Consider the following 16,735-nt stretch of genomic DNA (forward strand, 5'->3'; position numbering starts at 1 on the left):
TCTCAAAAATCAGGAAAAATTGCCGCACAGACGTCTTTTTTCATGGGTCAGCAACCTCGGCGGGCATATCAAAAGTTTAGGTTCAACCTAATGGACCCGACGACCTGACCTTCGCCCTGTCCTTCGAATTCTTCGCCGAGCCAAGTCAGGCCGTAGAACCCGCTGCTGTTTTCGCCCAGCCAATGCATTCCGGCACGCACCCGCTGACGGCTATCGGTCAGCGCATATCCCCGGCTGGCGGGCAGATAGGCCGAATCCGTTACATGAGCGATGTCGGCGCCGACCACGAAACTGTAGCCGGCGGGCGACTTCTGCATCGTGCGATAGCGCTGCCCGCTGGCCGGGTCGCGCACCAGAAGTTCACCGCCACCGATTTGACCGATGGTAATGTCCGCCCCGGCGCGCAGCATGGTTTCCACCCCGATCCGGGTTTCGAGGAAGGGCCTGAACGCCGCCCGCCCGAGCGCATACTCACGCCCCAGTTCCATCACGAAGGTCGGGTACACGCCGTTACCGATCTGCCCCGCCAAAGCGGTGTCCGAAGCCTCTTCGATCCCCAGCCCATCGTGCAGCGCGCTCTGAAAATCGCCGAGCCCCGTCATCGGGCCGGTCATCACCATATCCAGCCCCATCGAAATCTCGGTTTTGCTGTGCTGGTAATGGGTATGCATGCCGAAAGACAGGCTACCGGCGAAAGGCCGATCGCCCGCAGCCGGATTAACCAGGTTGTCGGGGGCGATGATTTCACCGTTGATCCGGAATTCAAGCAAATCCCCGAACCGGTCGGGCAAGGCGCCATCCCATCCCGACCCGTAGATGCGGCTGGAAGCGATGGACCCGGTCCGCCAGCGATCCTGGGTATCGCCGATAAAATCGTTGTTGATCAGGCGCCCATAGCCCAAGCGCACGCGCTCGCCCGCATCGGCCTGAGACGTCAGGAAAAGCAACCCGAGGGCAGCGGCAGTGAAGAAACGGATCATGCGATCATCCCAAGATTGGCGCCCCCAGCGTTCGATCTTGGTAAACCAGCCGCTAAGGGTTTTCTAGTGCAGCGAAGCCACAACCGGGCGATTTCACCCGACCTCCCGGACCTGCAGCAAGAACCGTGCCCGAAGGCGCCGTCAGTCGGTCACGCTGTTCAGAAGCAGGCTGGTTTCACTGTTCAGCACGCCCTTGACCTCGCGGATTTCACGCAACACTCGATCGAATTGCGGCAGGTTCTCGGCCCGAATCTCCACCACCAGGTCCCAGGCTCCGTTGGTGGAATAGACCGAGGAAACCTCGGGAATCTTGCGCAAGGCCCGGATCACCATGCGCGACATGCTGCCCTGCAATTCGATCATGGTGATCGCGCGGACCTGGTCGCGGTAGTCGGCATCGGTTTCGATGGTAAACTTGAGAATCCGTCTCTCGGCCACCAAGGCATCAAGCCGGTTCTTCACCGTGGTGCGCGATACCCCGACGACATGAGACAGTTCCGTAATAGAGGCGCGCGCATTATCCTTCAGGGCGGCGACGAGCCGGCGGTCGGTAGTGGAAAGTTCAGGCATCGGTTTTCCTCGGGGAATTCTCAATCTGCAAGTTACGCGATCAGATTGATCAATTGAACCGACAAATTGATCATTTTTGCCGCTCAATTCTGACGTCAGGATCGGCACGCTTGGGCAAAGACCACATTTCCAGGATTTCCAATGCCCAAGACCTGTCACATCATCGGCGCGCCGGTCCAAACCGGCGCCTCGCAACCCGGCTGCCTGATGGGCCCGGCGGCGTTCCGTACGGCCGGCCTGCCCGGCACCCTGCGCGAATTGGGCTGGGCTGTCACCGACAAGGGCGATACCGCCCTGCCCGACACGTCGCCCATCCCGCACGGCAATGGCGCAATCCGCAACCTGGCAGAAATGGCAGGCTGGACCAGCGTATTGTCGCAGGCAGCCTATGAAGCCGCCACAAGCTGCGATTTGCCGATTTTCATGGGCGGCGATCATTCGATGGCCGCTGGCACCGTCAGCGGCGTTGCTCGCGCCGCCGCCGAAAAGGATCGCCCGCTGTTCCTTCTGTGGCTCGATGCCCATCCCGACCTGCACACACTCGACAGCACGACAAGCGGCAACCTGCACGGCACGCCGATCGCCTATCTGACCGGGCAACCCGGGTTCGACGCGCTTCCGCCGCTGGCGGCTGCGGTCGATCCGCTCAATATCTGCATGATGGGCATCCGCTCGGTCGATCCTGCCGAAAAGGTTCTTATCAAGGACCTGGGCATCACCGTGCATGACATGCGCGCCATCGACGAAAACGGTGTCGCCGCGCCGCTCAGCGCCTTCCTGAACCGCGTTGCCGCCGCCAACGGGCAGTTACATGTCAGCCTCGACGTCGATTTCCTCGACCCCGCAATCGCGCCCGCCGTGGGTACAACCGTGCCCGGCGGCGCGACATTCCGCGAAGCCCACCTGATCATGGAAATGCTGCATGACAGCGGGCTGGTCGGGTCGCTCGACCTGGTAGAACTCAATCCCTTTCTCGATGAACGCGGGCGCACGGCCCTGTTGATGACCGATCTGGCCGCCAGCCTGTGCGGCCGCCGCGTTCTGGACCGCATGACACGGAGCTTCGCATGACCCAACCGTCCGACAAGGCGCTTGTCCCTTTCGTTTCCGTCGCCAACATGATGGCGCTGGTCAATTCGACCGGCATCGAAACGATGCTGCGCGACCTCGCTGGCTATATCGAGGATGACTTCAAGCGCTGGCCCGAATTCGACAAGACTCCGCGGGTGGCGTCGCATTCCACCGACGGGGTGATCGAACTGATGCCGACGGCGGATGCGGAAAACTACGGTTTCAAATACGTCAACGGCCACCCGAAGAACATGAAGGAAGGGTTTCAGACCGTCACCGCCTTCGGCGTGTTGTCGAGCGTCGCCAACGGTTATCCCCTGCTGCTGACGGAAATGACCGTGCTGACCGCGCTGCGCACCGCCGCGACCTCGGCACTCGTCGGGAAATACCTCGCCCCCAAGGGCGCGCGAGTGATGGCGATGATCGGCAACGGGGCGCAGTGCGAATTCCAGGCGCTGGCCTTCAAGGCGATCTGCGGCATCGACACGGTACGGCTTTATGATATCGACCCGGCGGCGATGGGAAAGGCCATGCGCAACCTGGCGGGCACCGGGTTGACCGTGATGGCCTGCAAATCCGGGGAAGAGGCCATCGAGGGTGCACAGATCATCACCACCTGCACCGCCGACAAGCAATACGCCACCATCCTGACCGACAACATGGTCGGCAGCGGGGTGCATATCAACGCCATCGGCGGCGATTGTCCGGGCAAGACGGAACTGCACCGCGATATCCTGCTGCGCTCGGACATCTTCGTGGAGTACCCGCCCCAGACCCGGATTGAGGGCGAGATACAACAACTCGACCCCGACCACCCGGTGACCGAACTGTGGCAGGTGATGCGCGGGGAAACGGCGGGACGGAGCGATCCGCGCCAGATCACGCTTTTCGACAGCGTCGGCTTCGCGATCGAGGATTTCAGCGCCCTGCGCTTCATCCATGACCGTATCCAAGGCACGGAATTCTTCGATCAGCTGGACATGCTGGCCGATCCGGACGATCCGCGCGACCTGTTCGGCATGGTCGGCCGCGCGGCGTGACCGGGTTCGGGCGCGGGCAATCCCGCGTCCGCCATCAGACGATCCCGCTTTGCGCCACCAGTTGCTTCATTTCGGCGGCTACCTTGTCCCTTACCGGGCCGTAGCCACGGATTTCCATCGGGGCGGCGAGAACCTGCATCAACCGGTCCTGCGTTTCGTCGTCATATGCGGCGGGGGCACGTTCCAACACATCCTCGAACCAAGCCAGCAATTCGCGGTCCAGCTTGCGGTCGCGGGTGCGCCCGAAGGGATCGAAAGAGGTGCCGCGCAGGCGCTTCATCCGGGCCATGGTTTTCAACACCGGCGTCATCCAGGAACCGAAGCTGCGCTTCACCGGACGACCGCGGGCATCCTTGGCCGCCGGCAGGAACGGCGGTGCGAGGTGGTAATTAACCTTGTAATCGCCTTCGAACTGCTCGGCCAGTTGCGCGCTGAATTCCGGCGCCGTCATCAGCCGGGCCACTTCGTATTCGTCCTTGTAGGCCATCAGCTTGAACAGCGATTGCGCCGCCTGAACGGTCAGCTCTTCCGGCGCGTCTGCGGGCAATGCCGCGCGGAACGCCTTGATCCGGTTACGGTAACGCTGTGCGTAGGCCTGATCCTGATAGTCCACCAGGAAGGCGGCGCGCCGTTCGATCACCGTCTCCAGATCCTGCGCCGGCGCCTCCTCCGGCTGCAGCATCGGCGTCAGGAGTTCGGGATCTGCCGCCCAGATCCGGCCCAGATCGAAGGCCAGCGCGTTCTTTTCCACCGCCACCCCGTTCAACAGGATCGCCTGTTTCATCGCTAGTTCCGACACCGGCACCATGCCCTGCTGCCAGGCCGCGCCCAACAAGATGATGTTGGCAAAGGCGCTGTCGCCCATCAGCTGTTCGGACAGCCGGTTGGCATCCAGCGACAATACGTTTTCATTGCCCACGGTGGCGCGTACCAGTTGTTCGCGTTCATCGACCTTCAGATCGGCGTCGCGGCGCAGCACCAGATCACCGGTGGGCATTTCGGCAAGGTTCAGAACCACCTTGGTGCCCTGCCGGTAATGCACTGACGCCTTCGGGGAAGAGGCCACGACGGAATCGCAGCCGATCAGGGCGTCTGCCGACCCTTCCTCGATCCGCACCTGATTGATCGCCTCGGGCTTGTCGGCCAGCCGGACATAGCCGACCACGGTGCCGAACTTCTGTGCGAAGCCGGTGAAGTCCAGAACGCTGGCGCCCTTGCCCTCCAGATGTGCGGCCATGGTGATCAGAGCGCCCACCGTCACGACACCGGTGCCGCCGACACCCGCGACCAACAGGTCAAACGGTGCGGCAAGATCGGGCTGCTCCGGCCCCGGCAGAGATTGCAGGTGCCCCTTGATGTCCAGGTCAACCGGCTTGCGCTTGCGCCGTTCGGCGCCTTCCAGCGTGACGAAGCTGGGACAGAATCCGTTCAGGCAGGAAAAATCCTTGTTGCAGCTCGACAGGTTGATTTTGCGCTTGCGGCCAAACTCGGTTTCCTTCGGTTCCACGCTCAGGCAGTTGCTTTCCACCGAACAATCGCCGCAGCCTTCGCAGACCAGATCATTGATGAAGGCGAACCGCTTGGGGTCCTCCATCGTGCCGCGCTTGCGGCGGCGGCGCTTTTCGGTGGCGCAGGTCTGTTCATAGATCAGGACGCTGACGCCCTTGATGTCGCGCAGTTCGCGCTGCAGCCGGTCCATGTCTTCGCGCGGATGGAAGGTGGTGCCGGGCGGGAAATCGGCCTGGTCGAACTTGCCGATATAGTCCGAGGCCAGCGCGATCCTCTCTACCCCCTCGGCGCGGCAGGTCTGGGCGATGCCCTGCACCGAAACCGGCCCGTCGACCGGCTGCCCGCCGGTCATCGCCACCGCGTCGTTGAACAGGATCTTGTAGGTGATATTGGTGCCCGCCGCGACCGCCTGCCGGATCGCCAGCGACCCGGAATGGTACCAGGTGCCCTCGCCGAGGTTCTGGAAGATGTGGCCGTTGCCGTTGAATTTCGAAGCCGCCACCCAGGGCACGCCCTCGCCGCCCATCTGGGCGTAACCGACCGTGTTGCGGTCCATCCAGCTGGCCATCACGTGACAGCCGATGCCGGAAGCGGCGATGCTGCCCTCGGGCACCTTGGTCGAGGTGTTGTGCGGACAGCCCGAGCAGAAATAGGGCGTGCGGACGGCGCCCGGCACCTGCAGCACCGGCGGTTTGGTTTTTGTCAGCGCGCGGGCCTTTTCGGCGAAGCCTTCACCGGGGAACAACCGGTCCAGCCGCTCGGCCACGAAACCGACTAGTTTCAGCGGGCTCAATTCGCCGGTCCAGGGGATCAGTGGATCGCCTGCCGCGCGGTGCTTGCCGACCATCTTCTCCGGCTTGTCGCCGGGCCAATCATAGAAATATTCCTTGAACTGGCTTTCGATGATGCCGCGCTTTTCCTCGACCACCAGCACTTCGCTCTTGCCGCGCACGAAGGACAGCGCATCGCGCCGCGCCAGCGGCCAGACCATGCCGACCTTGTAGATATCGATGCCCAATGCGCGGCATTTGTCTTCGTCCAGACCCAGCAAGCGCAAGGCCTCCATCAGGTCCAGATGCGCCTTGCCCGCCGTGACGATACCGAACTTGGCGCCTTCGATATCATAGATGCGCTTGTCGATCGGGTTGGCTTCGACGAAGGCTTCGACCGCCGCCAGCTTGTGGGCCAGGCGGGTTTCGATTTCCGGGCTGGGCAGGTCGGCGGTGCGCACATGCAAACCGCCCGGGGGCGCGGTGAATTCAGGCTGCACAAACGCGCGGTCGGGCTGCAATTCTACCGACGCCCCGCTTTCGACGGTTTCGGAAATCGCCTTGAACCCGACCCAGGTACCGGAAAACCGCGACAACGCGTAACCGTATTCGCCGAAGCTGAGATATTCGGCGACCGAAGCCGGGGCCAGCGTCGGCATGAACCACGCCATGAAGGCGACATCGGACTGATGCGGCATGGATGAGGACACGCAGCCATGATCGTCGCCCGCAACCACCAGAACACCGCCGTTCGGAGCCGATCCATAGGCATTGCCGTGCTTCAGCGCATCGCCCGACCGGTCCACCCCCGGCCCCTTGCCGTACCACATGGAAAACACGCCATCGACATCGCAATTCGGGTTGAGCGTCGCCTGCTGCGCGCCCAGCACCGCGGTGGCGCCCAGGTCTTCGTTCACCGCCGGCAGGAATTCGATCCGGTCCTGCTTCAGCTTGTCCCGGCTGCGCCACATTTCCAGATCGAACCCGCCCAGCGGCGATCCGCGATAGCCGGATACGAAACCGGCTGTGTTGCGGCCCGCTTCGCGGTCGCGCCGCGCCTGATCGAACAGCACCCGGACAAGGGCCTGCGTGCCGGTCAGGAAAACCCGCCCGTTGGAGCGGTCATAACGGTCGGAAAGCTGATAGGTGTCGAAGGAGCGGGGCTTTTCGGTCAAGGCGGAATCCTCTTTTTCGGAAGATTTACCTGAGAAGCGCCGGAAATTTTGGTCAATATACTGGGAAATATCCGGGTTTTGTGGTAACTTTTTCCGCCCAAGCCATCATCATGAACTGAAAATCCAAACCCATGCTCAATGAAACCGATCAGAAAATCCTGCGCCTGCTGAAGCGCGACAGCCGCATTTCCAATGCCGACCTCGCCGAACAGGTGGGGTTGTCGCCATCGTCCTGCTGGCGCCGGGTGCGGTCGCTGGAAGACAGCGGCGCGATCCGCAATTACAGCGTGGTGCTGGACGACGAAAAGATCGGGCTGGGCTTTCAGGCCATCGTCCATGTTCACCTGACACGCCATGACCCGGAAAAATTGCAGGAATTCATCACCGCCATCGGCAGCAAGGACGAAGTGCGCGATTGCTATGCCACGACCGGGCAATCGGATTACCACCTGTTCGTCGCCTGTCGCGACCTGAGTGCCTACAACCGGTTTCTCGAAGAGTTCCTGTTCCGCCTACCCGCGGTCGCCAGCGCGCAAAGCAACGTGGTCCTCAGATCCCTGAAACAACAGGGCCTGAGCACAAGCCGCACGCCCTGAAGCCGCGATCGCGCCACGACACCGGCCACAGGATCCGGCAACGAGAGCCGATGCTGCCCAGCCGGATCAGGATTGATCCCGAGCGTCGCCGCTGCCCGCCGCATTGCCAAGATACCAGACGTCGAGGATCGCCTTCAGTTCGTCGAGCTTGACCGGCTTGGTCAGAACACTGTCCATGCCAGCGGCGGTGCAAGTGGACACTTCTTCCTTCAACGCGTTCGCCGTCACCGCGATAATTGGCATCCTTTGCGATCCGTTTTCGGCTTCCTTTTCCCGAATCGCCGCGGTCATCGCATAGCCGTCCATTTCAGGCATGTGGCAATCGGTCAGGATCAGGCCGAAATCGTCCGCACGCCATTTTTCCAACCCTTCCCTGCCATTCCCCGCAAGCTGGTAGGAATACCCCAAAATCTGCAACTGGCGGGCCAGGACATCCTGATTGATCCGATTGTCTTCGCACATCAGGACAGGCAATCTAGCAGCGTGTTCTTTCGTCTCGGCCTCAACCGTTTCCACCGACGGTTCCGAGGCGCCCTCCGCCTCGTGGCGCAACGCCCGTATGCCGCTCACAACGTCACTGAAATGGATCGGGAAGCGGTGGGTCAAGTAGGTCCCCGGAGCGACCATCCCCTTAGTCTTGCTCCGACTGGGATCGAGGACAACAACCTTGGTTCCCAGCCCCAGCCCCCGGATATCCGCAAGAAGCTCTCCGCTATCGCTTTCCTTGAGGCAGCCGAGAATGGCGACGGCGTCATCTTCGGCCTGCTTCACCGCCGACAGGAATACGCGACGTTCTTCGAAAGGATCGACTTTCGCGCCATGCGCGGCGAAGTACTGCTCGAAAGAGCCGAGCTTCCCGGCGGCTTCGAAAAACGACAGCAGCCTGACCCCGGTCAGATCGATCCCGCCGGCGCCATCCTTGGCCAGCTTGAGCGGCAAGCTGACCGTGAATTCTGACCCTTCCCCCAGGACACTTGCGACCTCGATACGGCCGCCTATCATTTCGACCAGTCGATTGGCGATCCTCAGGCCAAGCCCGGTGCCGCCGAACTGGCGGGTGGTGGATGGATCGGCCTGCTTGAAGGCCTTGAACAGCCCATCGATCGTCTGCTGTGACATGCCGATGCCGTTATCGACCACGTGCACGCGGATGACGCCGTCTTCGCCCATGTCCGAGTAGACCTCCACGACGCCTTCGTGCTCGTCTTCCCGTTTCGAAAATTTGACCGCGTTGCCAACCAGATTCAGGATGATCTGGCGCAGCCTGACCGGGTCGCCGATCACGAATTGCGGCACGCTTGGGTCGCAGAAATTCAACAACCGCACATTCGCGGCGCGCGCCGTCGTTGCGAAGGTTTCGATGGACCGTTCGATCAACTGAAGCAGATCGATTTCCATTTCTTCCAGATCGAGCTTTCCCGCCTCGATCTTCGAAACATCGAGAACATCGTCGATCACCCGTAGCAAATGATCGGCGGATTCATTGATCGTATCAACCAGCCGGCGCTGACCATCGTCCAGATCTGTCGACGCCAGGATTTCCACCATGCCGACCACGCCGTTCATCGGGGTCCGGATTTCGTGGCTCATGTGGGCAAGAAAGGAACTCTTGGCCTTGCTGCTTTCTTCTGCCCTCCGCGTCTGAATTTCAAGTTCCCGGGTTCTTTCGGCGATCTTTTCCTCTAGCTGCAGATTGAGACGGCGCAACTCTTCCGCCGTTTCACTGAACGCCTTCAACGCCTGGGCCATATCCCCGATTTCGTTCTGCATATCGAGATGGGGAATGGAAATCCCGGTCTCTCCTTCGGCCATCTTGCGCGATGTATCGGAAATATTCCTGATTTGCCGCGACAACCGCTTGCCCAACAAGACTCCGGACAGGATCGATCCGACCGCCACCATCAGCACGGCGACCGCCATGATCACCACCATCCGACGGCTGATCCGGTCATATTCATCGCGGGCAATCTGCACCCGGATGATGGCATCCCCGCGCAGATCTTCCAACAGATTTCCAAGACCCTGATAAACATTCGCTGAGCTGCGGCGCAACGTCATCAGCGAAGCATTGACCGCGCCCAACGCCTCGAGCTGGGAGAAGTAAAGGCGCGACAGGCGCTCGATTTCGGCAATCTGACTGGCGGCAAGCCCCGATTTCTGCAACTCCGCCTTGACCGGGGGCCAGAATTCAGACGCATCGACGGCCCTCAAGCCGTCGCGATTGCCCGTATACACATCCTCCGGGCCCGGCCAGCGTTCGAGCATCGACAGGTAGGCCGTCAGCGACGCGGCTTTCAATCGCTCGGAAATCGCTGCGCGAGCGGCGCCGATTTCGACGTAAAGGCCCTGCGACCCGCCCAGCCCCAGCCGGCTGACCTTTTGCAGTTGGATATCGATGATTCTCTTGTACAGGCCGATCTGCCTCAGCCCTTCCGCGATTGCCGACCGTCGCTCATCGCTGTCAATCTCGGCAACCGCGTGCTTCAGTTCTTCCTCGGAATCCTTGAACAATGCATCGATTTCTTGCCGGTCCGATTCCATGTCGGCCGGTTCTGCGTTGAGCCGGCCCGCCAACATTCGGATTTCCAACCGCCTGATTTCGTTGTTTGAAATGTAAACCGAGGTGACATGAGAAAGAATTTCCTCCTCGAAAGTACGGTCAGCATTGACGCGCCCCAAAAGGGAAACCGCATCAAAGAAAAACGCCCCGACCAGCGTCAGGGCACTCACCGTGATCCCAACGAAGAGGCCAAGTTGTGAGGAGACCTTCAACCCCACGGCTTATGCTTTTCTTTTGCAGACAACGGAACCTGTCTTGAACTCTGAATAAGGCAGCGCCCACAATTCTAGTAGAATTTTTCTCACCTGTAACCAGATCAATCACATACCCGTTGTAGCGCTCAGCCCACGGTCCGGCCGTGCCTTGGCGACGCCGCGCCACCTTAACCGCTCGGGTAAGCTCTCAGGTGTCAGTCCTTTCAATCGCGCAGGCATCCTCTGGACCAGACCGCATTCCTCTGCCCTCATTTATTGACACTATTGTCATTATGACGAATACATCAACACGAACAGCCAACGAGGCCACCATGATTCGCCTTTCGTTTCCCGCGCTCCTTGCCGCGATATGCCTGCCCATCACAGTGGCGGCCGAAGTCGCGCTGCCGGTCGAAATCGTCACCGTGCACGCATCCCCCAGAACCATCGACTACCGGCTCTTCGGCAAGATCGAGGCCGCCGATTCCTTTCCCGGCGCCTTCCGCGCAAGCGGGCGTATCGTCGAAATCACCGTCGAAACCGGCGACCACGTTCCCGCCGGAACGGTCATTGCACGGCTCGACGCGACCCAGGCCGAGGCGGCTGTTGCGGGCGCCCAGGCCGGGCTCGCTGCGACCGATGCTTTGCTGCGCCAGGCCGAACAGGCACGGGATCGCGCCGAAAACCTGCTCGAACGCGGCGTCGGTACACAGTCACAACTTGACGCGGCCGAAGAGGCTTTTCTTGCCGCTCAGGCCGGCCGCAGACAGGCAGAGGCCCGGCTTGCCACCACGATGCAGGCGCTCGAAGATACGGTCATCCGCGCGACGACGGACCTGATCGTGCTCGACAAGCTTGCCCAACCCGGCGAAATCGTCGGGCCCGGTCAGGAAGTCCTGACCCTCGCGGCCGACGGCCTCCTGGAGGTTCTGTTCCTGTCGCCGGACGTGGCGGGGCTCGACGCGATGCGAGGCCTCGCGGTCGAACTCGAACCCGACACCGGGGCGCCGGTCAAAACGAAGATCACTGAAATCTCACCCGTGTTGTCCGCAAGCGGCACCGTCGAAGTCCGGGCCGAAATCCCGCCGGGGACCCTGCCCGGAATGACCACCGGCGACACGGTCGACGGTCATGTCCGCCGCGAAACCGCACCGGTCCACACCGTGCCTTGGACAGCCCTTTCCGCCACCCGCGACGGCCCGGCCGTCTGGACGGTGGATCCCGACACGATGGCCGTGCATTTGAAACCGATCACGATCGAAGGTTACGACGACGCCAGCATTGCCATTTCCGACGGCCTTTCCAACGGCATGCTCGTCGTCGGGTCCGGGTCGCAGGCGCTTTACGACGGAATGATCGTTACCCAAGCAGGAAAAAGTCAATGAAGTCAGCCATCTTGGCCGTAGTGCTTGCCATGCCCCCCCAGGCAATCCTTGCCGAAGACGTCCCGACAACGGTCGCCCATCCCCGCCCCGTGATATCCGAGATCGTGACCGCCGACCCGGCGCGCGCGCGCCGCTTCCCCGGCGTGATCGAGGGCGAGAACGTCGCGACGCTTGGTTTTCTCACCGGTGGCCGGCTGGCATCGGTGCCGGTCGAAGCCGGCGATCAGGTGATGCAGGGCGACACGCTTGCCACGCTCGATCAGGTCACGCTGCAACAGGACCTTGCCAGCGCACGCGCCGCGCTTGAAACCGTCCAAGCAAAGGCGACGCTGGCCGCCCAGCAATTTGCCCGCGCCGAAACCCTGCGCGCCCGCGGCGTGGCAAGCGACGCGATGCTGGACAACGCGCGCGCCAATCGTGATGCCATCGCCGCCAAGGTCAAAAACGCCCGGGCCAGCCTGACCCGGGCGGAAGACGCCGCGCAATATAGCACCCTGACCGCCCCGACCGAAGGCATCGTGCTGTCGGTTCTGGCCGAACCCGGCGCCACGGTATCGGCCGGGTCCGCGGTGATCAAACTGGCAGCCCCGACAGGGCGCGAAGCCGTGATCGACGTGCCCGAAGCCTTCGCCGCCCTGCTGCCGCCGGACGCGGTTTTCAGCCTGCGGCGCGATAAGAACGACACAGCCGCCACCACCGCCCGGCTTTCGGTCATCGAACCGGTGGCCGAAACCAGTCTCGGCACGAGGCGCCTGCGCCTCGCGCTGGACAATCCGCCCAAGGATTACCGGATCGGCAGCCTTGTCGAGGCCAGCTATGCCACCGTCAGCGCGCCACTGATGACTCTGCCCCGTGTCGCCATCGCCATCGCCGAAGGTCCGAACGGACCCGGCGTATGGCGCATAGAAGGGGCTGACCGGCGCGCGCATTTCATTGCCGTCACCTTGGGCAACACGATCGGTGACCGCGTGGTAATCCGCGACGGCATTGCCGTGGGCGACGAAATCGTAACCCGTGGCGCGCACGCCCTGACAGAAAATCAGAACGTCGGAGATCGTCTGGAATGAAAAGCTTCAACCTTTCCGACTGGGCCCTGGCCCACCGCTCTTTCACTTGGTTCCTGATGATCGTTTCGATGATCGCGGGCGCCATAAGCTATACCTCGATGGGACGCGAGGAAGATCCCTCTTTCACCATCCCGACAATGGTTGTGGCCGCCTCCATGCCCGGCGCAACCGCCGAGGAAATGCTGACACAGGTCACCGACCGGATTGAACGCAAGCTGCAGGAACTTGACGGCCTCGATATCACCCGTTCGGTCACCTATCCCGGTCAGGCCGTGGTGTACGTCGACCTTGGCGATGATGTGACCGGCGATGAAATCGATGCCCGCTGGCTGCGCGTGCGCAACCTGATGTCGGATATCCGCGGGGATTTCCCGCAGGAATTCAGGGGCTTTTCCTTCAACGACGATTTCGGTGACGTGTTCGGCAATGTCTATGCCTTTACCGCCGACGGGTTTTCCCCGGACGAGGTGAAGACCTATGCGGAACACATCCGCGATCAGGTCCAGAACCTTGACGCCGCCGGCAAGGTCGACCTTATCGGCACCCGGGATCGTGTCGTCCATATCGAGTTTTCCGCCACCCGCCTCGCCGCGCTCGGGCTCGACGGGCAATCCGTGCTGCAGGCACTGGCGGCGCAGAACCAGATAGTGCCCTCGGGATCGATCCAGACCGCGCGTGAACGCATCCTGATCCGGGTCAGCGGCCAGTTCGACGATGTCGACGCCCTGGCCGATGCGCCGCTCAGGATCGGCGGCGTATTCTTCACGCTGGCCGACGTGGCGAAGGTGACCGAAGGCTATGCCGACCCCCCCAAATCTCTGGTCCGCTATAATGGTGAAGCGGCCATCGGGTTGATCGTGGGCATGCGCGAGGGCGAAAACATCCTCACCTTCGGCGAGGAACTGGATGCGCTGATGACCCGGCTCGAAGCCGATCTGCCGATCGGCATCGAGATTCACAAGGTCGCCGATCAGCCCCATGTGGTGGAAGAAAGCGTCGGCCATTTCCTCAAGGCGCTGGCCGAAGCGGTGGTGATCGTGCTCGCGGTCAGCTTCGTGTCGCTCGGGGTGCGTGCGGGCTTCGTGGTGTCGCTGACGATCCCGCTGGTACTGGCGCTGACCTTCGTGGTTCTCGACATGATGGGGATCACGCTGCAGCGCATTTCCCTCGGGGCGCTGATCATCGCGCTTGGCCTGCTTGTCGATGACGCGATGATCACCATCGAAACGATGATTTCGCGGCTTGAACTGGGCGACACCCGCCGCAAAGCGGCATCGCATGCCTGGACCTCGATCGCCTGGCCGATGCTCAGCGGCACACTGATCACCGCGGCGGGTTTCATCCCGATCGGCCTGAACGGATCGGCGGCGGGCGAATACACGATTTCGCTGTTCTACGTCATCGGCATTTCGCTGCTGATCAGTTGGTTCGTCGCGGTGATGTTTGCGCCCGTTCTTGGCGCCACGTTCCTGCCGAATAAGTGGAAACACCACGATCCGGCCCCCGGACCGCTGCGTCGCCTGTTCCACGTGATGCTGCGTTTCGCGATGCGGTTCCGCTATCTGACCATCGCGGGCACGATCGGCATCTTCGCCGTTTCAGTGGTCGGATTGGGCAGCGTCGAACAGCAGTTCTTCCCGACCTCCGACCGCCCCGAAGTCGTGGTTGATGTCTCGCTGCGCCAGAATGTCAGCTTCTATGCCACTGATACCGAAATGGCGGCCTTCGACGCCTGGCTCAGCGAACAGGAGGGCGTGGAATACTGGACGACTTACGTCGGCGACGGCGCGCCGCGCCTCGTGCTGACCCTGCAGGGACCAACTGCCGGACCGCATGTCGGGCAGGTGGTGATCATGACCACCGGCGCCGAAGCGCGTGATAGGTTGGCGAAAGCGATTTCCGACTATTCCGAACAACGGACCGGTGTCGAATTCTTCGCCAAGTATATCGAGCTCGGACCGCCCGTCGGCAAACCGGTGCAGTATCGCATCACCGGCCCCGATGCCGACATCCTGCGCGACAGCGGCCGCGACCTGGCGGCGGTGCTGGCCGGCGATGCGCGGCTGCACGCCATCAGCCTCGACTGGAACGAACCGGTGCGCGTCGTGCGCGTCAACCTCGACCAGGCGCGGTTGCGTCAGCTCGGGTTGACCCAGTCCGACGTCGCCGGAGTGCTTGCCAGCCTGTTCGAGGGCAGCCGGGTCACCCAACTGCGCCAGGACCGCGACCTGATCGACGTCATGATGCGCGGCGAGGCCGAGGACCGCACCTCGCTGGCGGCGCTGCAGAACCTGCAATTCGCCAGCGCACAGGGCGTGCCGATCCCGCTTTCCTCGATCGCAACGCTCGAATGGGTGACCGAACAGCCGATCCTGTTCCAGCGCAACCGCGAACCGGTGATCACGGTCAGCGCCGCGATCCTGACCGAGGATCAGCCCGCCACCATCGTCGATGCGCTGGAAAGCGATATAGCCGAATTCCGGGCCAGCCTGCCGCGTGGATACGAGGTGGCGGTTGGCGGCACCGTGGCGGAAAGCGCCGACAGCCAGGCGCCGATCATGGCTGCCGTGCCGATCATGGTGTTCATCATCCTGCTTCTGACCATGATGCAGGTGCAAAGCTTCCGCACCATGTTCGTGGTGATGGCGGTAGCACCGCTGGGGCTGATCGGCGTCGTCGCGTCGCTATTGCTGTCGGGGGCGCCTCTGGGCTTCGTCGCCTTCCTCGGGATCCTCGCCCTGATCGGCATCCTGATCCGCAACTCGATCATCCTGGCCCAGGCCATCGACGACCTGATCGCCGAGGGCAAGAGCCGCTGGGACGCGGTGTTCCTTGCCTCCGATCAGCGGGCGCGCCCGATCCTGCTGACGGCCGCCGCCGCCTCTCTTGCGCTGATCCCGATCTCGCGGCAGGTATTCTGGGGACCGATGGCCTATGCGATGATGGGCGGCATCATCGCCGGCACGCTGATCACGCTGATCTTTGCGCCCGCCCTCTATGTCGCGATCTATCGCGTCCGCCCCGAGAAGGACCAAGGATGATGACCAACAGCAACAAGACAGGCGACCACCGCACCAGGGTTGGTCAGGAACGGCGGGAACGGATGCGCACCCGCCTGATCGAGGCCGCCACGCTGGTTTTCGCCGAACGCGGCCCCGAGGCGGCGCAGATCGACCACGTGATCCAGCAGGCCGAGGTATCGCGCGGCACGTTCTACAACTATTTCCGCACCACCGACGAGTTGCTGCTTGCCGCCAAAAACACGCTTTCCGCTGAAATGGTTACCATGGTCAGGCAGGCGTCCGACGTCGCGGCGCCGCCGCCCCTGCGCCTGGCAGAGGGTATCAAGGTTTTTGTCGACCTGGTCCAACGCCATCCCTTGCTGCTGGAATTCACCGCGCGCCTCGGGCTGCGCAATTTCGACAATGGCGGGCTTGTGCCGGCAGCGTCCGAAGAACTGCTTGCGGATGTCATTGCCCGCGATGCCGCCGACGACCTGACACCTCGAATGGCGAACGACATCCTGCAGGCCTCCATCCTTGCCGTCATGTTGCGGCTGATGGCGGATGAAGCGGTCAACATCCAGGGCTTCGTCGCGGCGATGTTGCGGATGCTCGGGCATTCGGCCCAAGATGCCGCGCGCATTTCCGAACGCCCCTTCACGCCGCTTGTCGTTCCCGCCGACAGCCTGATCGCAAGAAGCGAAACGGCGCGTCGGGCAGGAATGTCGTCAACACGGGCTGACGTTGCCCCCTGATCCGGGCCGTTCAGGTGTAGAATCCGTTCCTGTTTCTTTCTGTTGATTTGGTTACGGTCAA

At 62.2% G+C, this 16,735-nt stretch carries 12 protein-coding genes; 8 read left to right on the forward strand and 4 right to left on the reverse strand.

Annotated elements, in window-relative coordinates; all coding sequences use genetic code 11:
- Window positions 1-68 precede the first annotated feature (68 nt).
- Window positions 69-980 carry a lipid A-modifier LpxR family protein gene (locus tag IT775_RS19020; RefSeq protein ID WP_212702825.1) on the reverse strand — a complete coding sequence of 304 codons (912 nt, stop codon included), beginning with the start codon at window positions 978-980 and terminating at the stop codon, window positions 69-71.
- Between the two features lie 141 nt (window positions 981-1,121).
- Window positions 1,122-1,550 (reverse strand): Lrp/AsnC family transcriptional regulator, encoded by a 429-nt coding sequence (locus IT775_RS19025; protein ID WP_212702826.1) that lies wholly within the window; start codon window positions 1,548-1,550, stop codon window positions 1,122-1,124.
- A gap of 141 nt (window positions 1,551-1,691) precedes the next feature.
- On the opposite strand from IT775_RS19025, the gene rocF reads away from it, so the two are divergent.
- Both rocF and IT775_RS19035 read left to right on the forward strand, forming a co-directional pair.
- The gene (rocF, locus tag IT775_RS19030) at window positions 1,692-2,621 is read left to right on the forward strand and encodes an arginase (protein ID WP_212702827.1); all 930 of its coding nucleotides are present in this window, start codon (window positions 1,692-1,694) and stop codon (window positions 2,619-2,621) included.
- Window positions 2,618-3,661 (forward strand): ornithine cyclodeaminase, encoded by a 1,044-nt coding sequence (locus IT775_RS19035; protein WP_212702828.1) that lies wholly within the window; start codon window positions 2,618-2,620, stop codon window positions 3,659-3,661. The genes rocF and IT775_RS19035 overlap by 4 nt, the downstream gene beginning before the upstream one ends.
- A gap of 34 nt (window positions 3,662-3,695) precedes the next feature.
- On the opposite strand, the gene IT775_RS19040 is transcribed toward IT775_RS19035, so the two are convergent.
- Window positions 3,696-7,115, reverse strand: coding sequence for an indolepyruvate ferredoxin oxidoreductase family protein (locus IT775_RS19040; RefSeq protein ID WP_212702829.1), 3,420 nt, complete (start codon window positions 7,113-7,115; stop codon window positions 3,696-3,698).
- Window positions 7,116-7,246: 131 nt separating this feature from the next.
- Between IT775_RS19040 and IT775_RS19045 the strand changes: the two genes are divergently transcribed.
- Window positions 7,247-7,711 (forward strand): Lrp/AsnC family transcriptional regulator, encoded by a 465-nt coding sequence (locus IT775_RS19045; protein ID WP_212702830.1) that lies wholly within the window; start codon window positions 7,247-7,249, stop codon window positions 7,709-7,711.
- Between the two features lie 66 nt (window positions 7,712-7,777).
- On the opposite strand, the gene IT775_RS19050 is transcribed toward IT775_RS19045, so the two are convergent.
- On the reverse strand, window positions 7,778-10,288 hold the full coding sequence (locus IT775_RS19050) for an ATP-binding protein (RefSeq protein ID WP_212702831.1): 2,511 nt from the start codon (window positions 10,286-10,288) through the stop codon (window positions 7,778-7,780).
- A 51-nt stretch (window positions 10,289-10,339) separates the two neighbouring features.
- Here IT775_RS19050 and IT775_RS21515 point away from each other — a divergent pair, with 51 nt between their 5' ends.
- From IT775_RS21515 to IT775_RS19070, 5 genes are all read left to right on the forward strand, one after another.
- A complete protein-coding gene (locus tag IT775_RS21515) occupies window positions 10,340-10,471 on the forward strand; it encodes a hypothetical protein (protein WP_281414382.1) in 132 nt (43 codons plus the stop codon).
- A gap of 206 nt (window positions 10,472-10,677) precedes the next feature.
- Complete coding sequence (locus tag IT775_RS19055; protein WP_212702832.1) at window positions 10,678-11,850, forward strand: efflux RND transporter periplasmic adaptor subunit; 1,173 nt, start codon at window positions 10,678-10,680, stop codon at window positions 11,848-11,850.
- On the forward strand, window positions 11,847-12,917 hold the full coding sequence (locus tag IT775_RS19060) for an efflux RND transporter periplasmic adaptor subunit (RefSeq protein WP_212702833.1): 1,071 nt from the start codon (window positions 11,847-11,849) through the stop codon (window positions 12,915-12,917). Before IT775_RS19055 ends, IT775_RS19060 begins: the two co-directional genes overlap by 4 nt.
- Window positions 12,914-15,958, forward strand: a complete 3,045-nt coding sequence (locus IT775_RS19065; RefSeq protein WP_212702834.1) for an efflux RND transporter permease subunit — start codon at window positions 12,914-12,916, stop codon at window positions 15,956-15,958. The genes IT775_RS19060 and IT775_RS19065 overlap by 4 nt, the downstream gene beginning before the upstream one ends.
- Window positions 15,958-16,674, forward strand: coding sequence for a TetR/AcrR family transcriptional regulator (locus tag IT775_RS19070; RefSeq protein WP_212702835.1), 717 nt, complete (start codon window positions 15,958-15,960; stop codon window positions 16,672-16,674). Before IT775_RS19065 ends, IT775_RS19070 begins: the two co-directional genes overlap by 1 nt.
- Window positions 16,675-16,735 lie beyond the last annotated feature (61 nt).

Origin of the sequence: Thalassovita aquimarina, from assembly GCF_018219815.1 — a bacterium.
Lineage (GTDB): Bacteria > Pseudomonadota > Alphaproteobacteria > Rhodobacterales > Rhodobacteraceae > Thalassobius > Thalassobius aquimarinus.

What these genes read in the sequence shown, in the direction of transcription:
- IT775_RS19020 (WP_212702825.1), bottom strand. Translation starts at nt 980, where the DNA reads ATGATCCGTTTCTTCACTGCCGCTGCCCTCGGGTTGCTTTTCCTGACG.
- IT775_RS19025 (WP_212702826.1), bottom strand. Translation starts at nt 1,550, where the DNA reads ATGCCTGAACTTTCCACTACCGACCGCCGGCTCGTCGCCGCCCTGAAG.
- rocF (WP_212702827.1), top strand. Translation starts at nt 1,692, where the DNA reads ATGCCCAAGACCTGTCACATCATCGGCGCGCCGGTCCAAACCGGCGCC.
- IT775_RS19035 (WP_212702828.1), top strand. Translation starts at nt 2,618, where the DNA reads ATGACCCAACCGTCCGACAAGGCGCTTGTCCCTTTCGTTTCCGTCGCC.
- IT775_RS19045 (WP_212702830.1), top strand. Translation starts at nt 7,247, where the DNA reads ATGCTCAATGAAACCGATCAGAAAATCCTGCGCCTGCTGAAGCGCGAC.
- IT775_RS19050 (WP_212702831.1), bottom strand. Translation starts at nt 10,288, where the DNA reads ATGTTGGCGGGCCGGCTCAACGCAGAACCGGCCGACATGGAATCGGAC.
- IT775_RS21515 (WP_281414382.1), top strand. Translation starts at nt 10,340, where the DNA reads ATGAGAAAGAATTTCCTCCTCGAAAGTACGGTCAGCATTGACGCGCCC.
- IT775_RS19060 (WP_212702833.1), top strand. Translation starts at nt 11,847, where the DNA reads ATGAAGTCAGCCATCTTGGCCGTAGTGCTTGCCATGCCCCCCCAGGCA.
- IT775_RS19065 (WP_212702834.1), top strand. Translation starts at nt 12,914, where the DNA reads ATGAAAAGCTTCAACCTTTCCGACTGGGCCCTGGCCCACCGCTCTTTC.
- IT775_RS19070 (WP_212702835.1), top strand. Translation starts at nt 15,958, where the DNA reads ATGACCAACAGCAACAAGACAGGCGACCACCGCACCAGGGTTGGTCAG.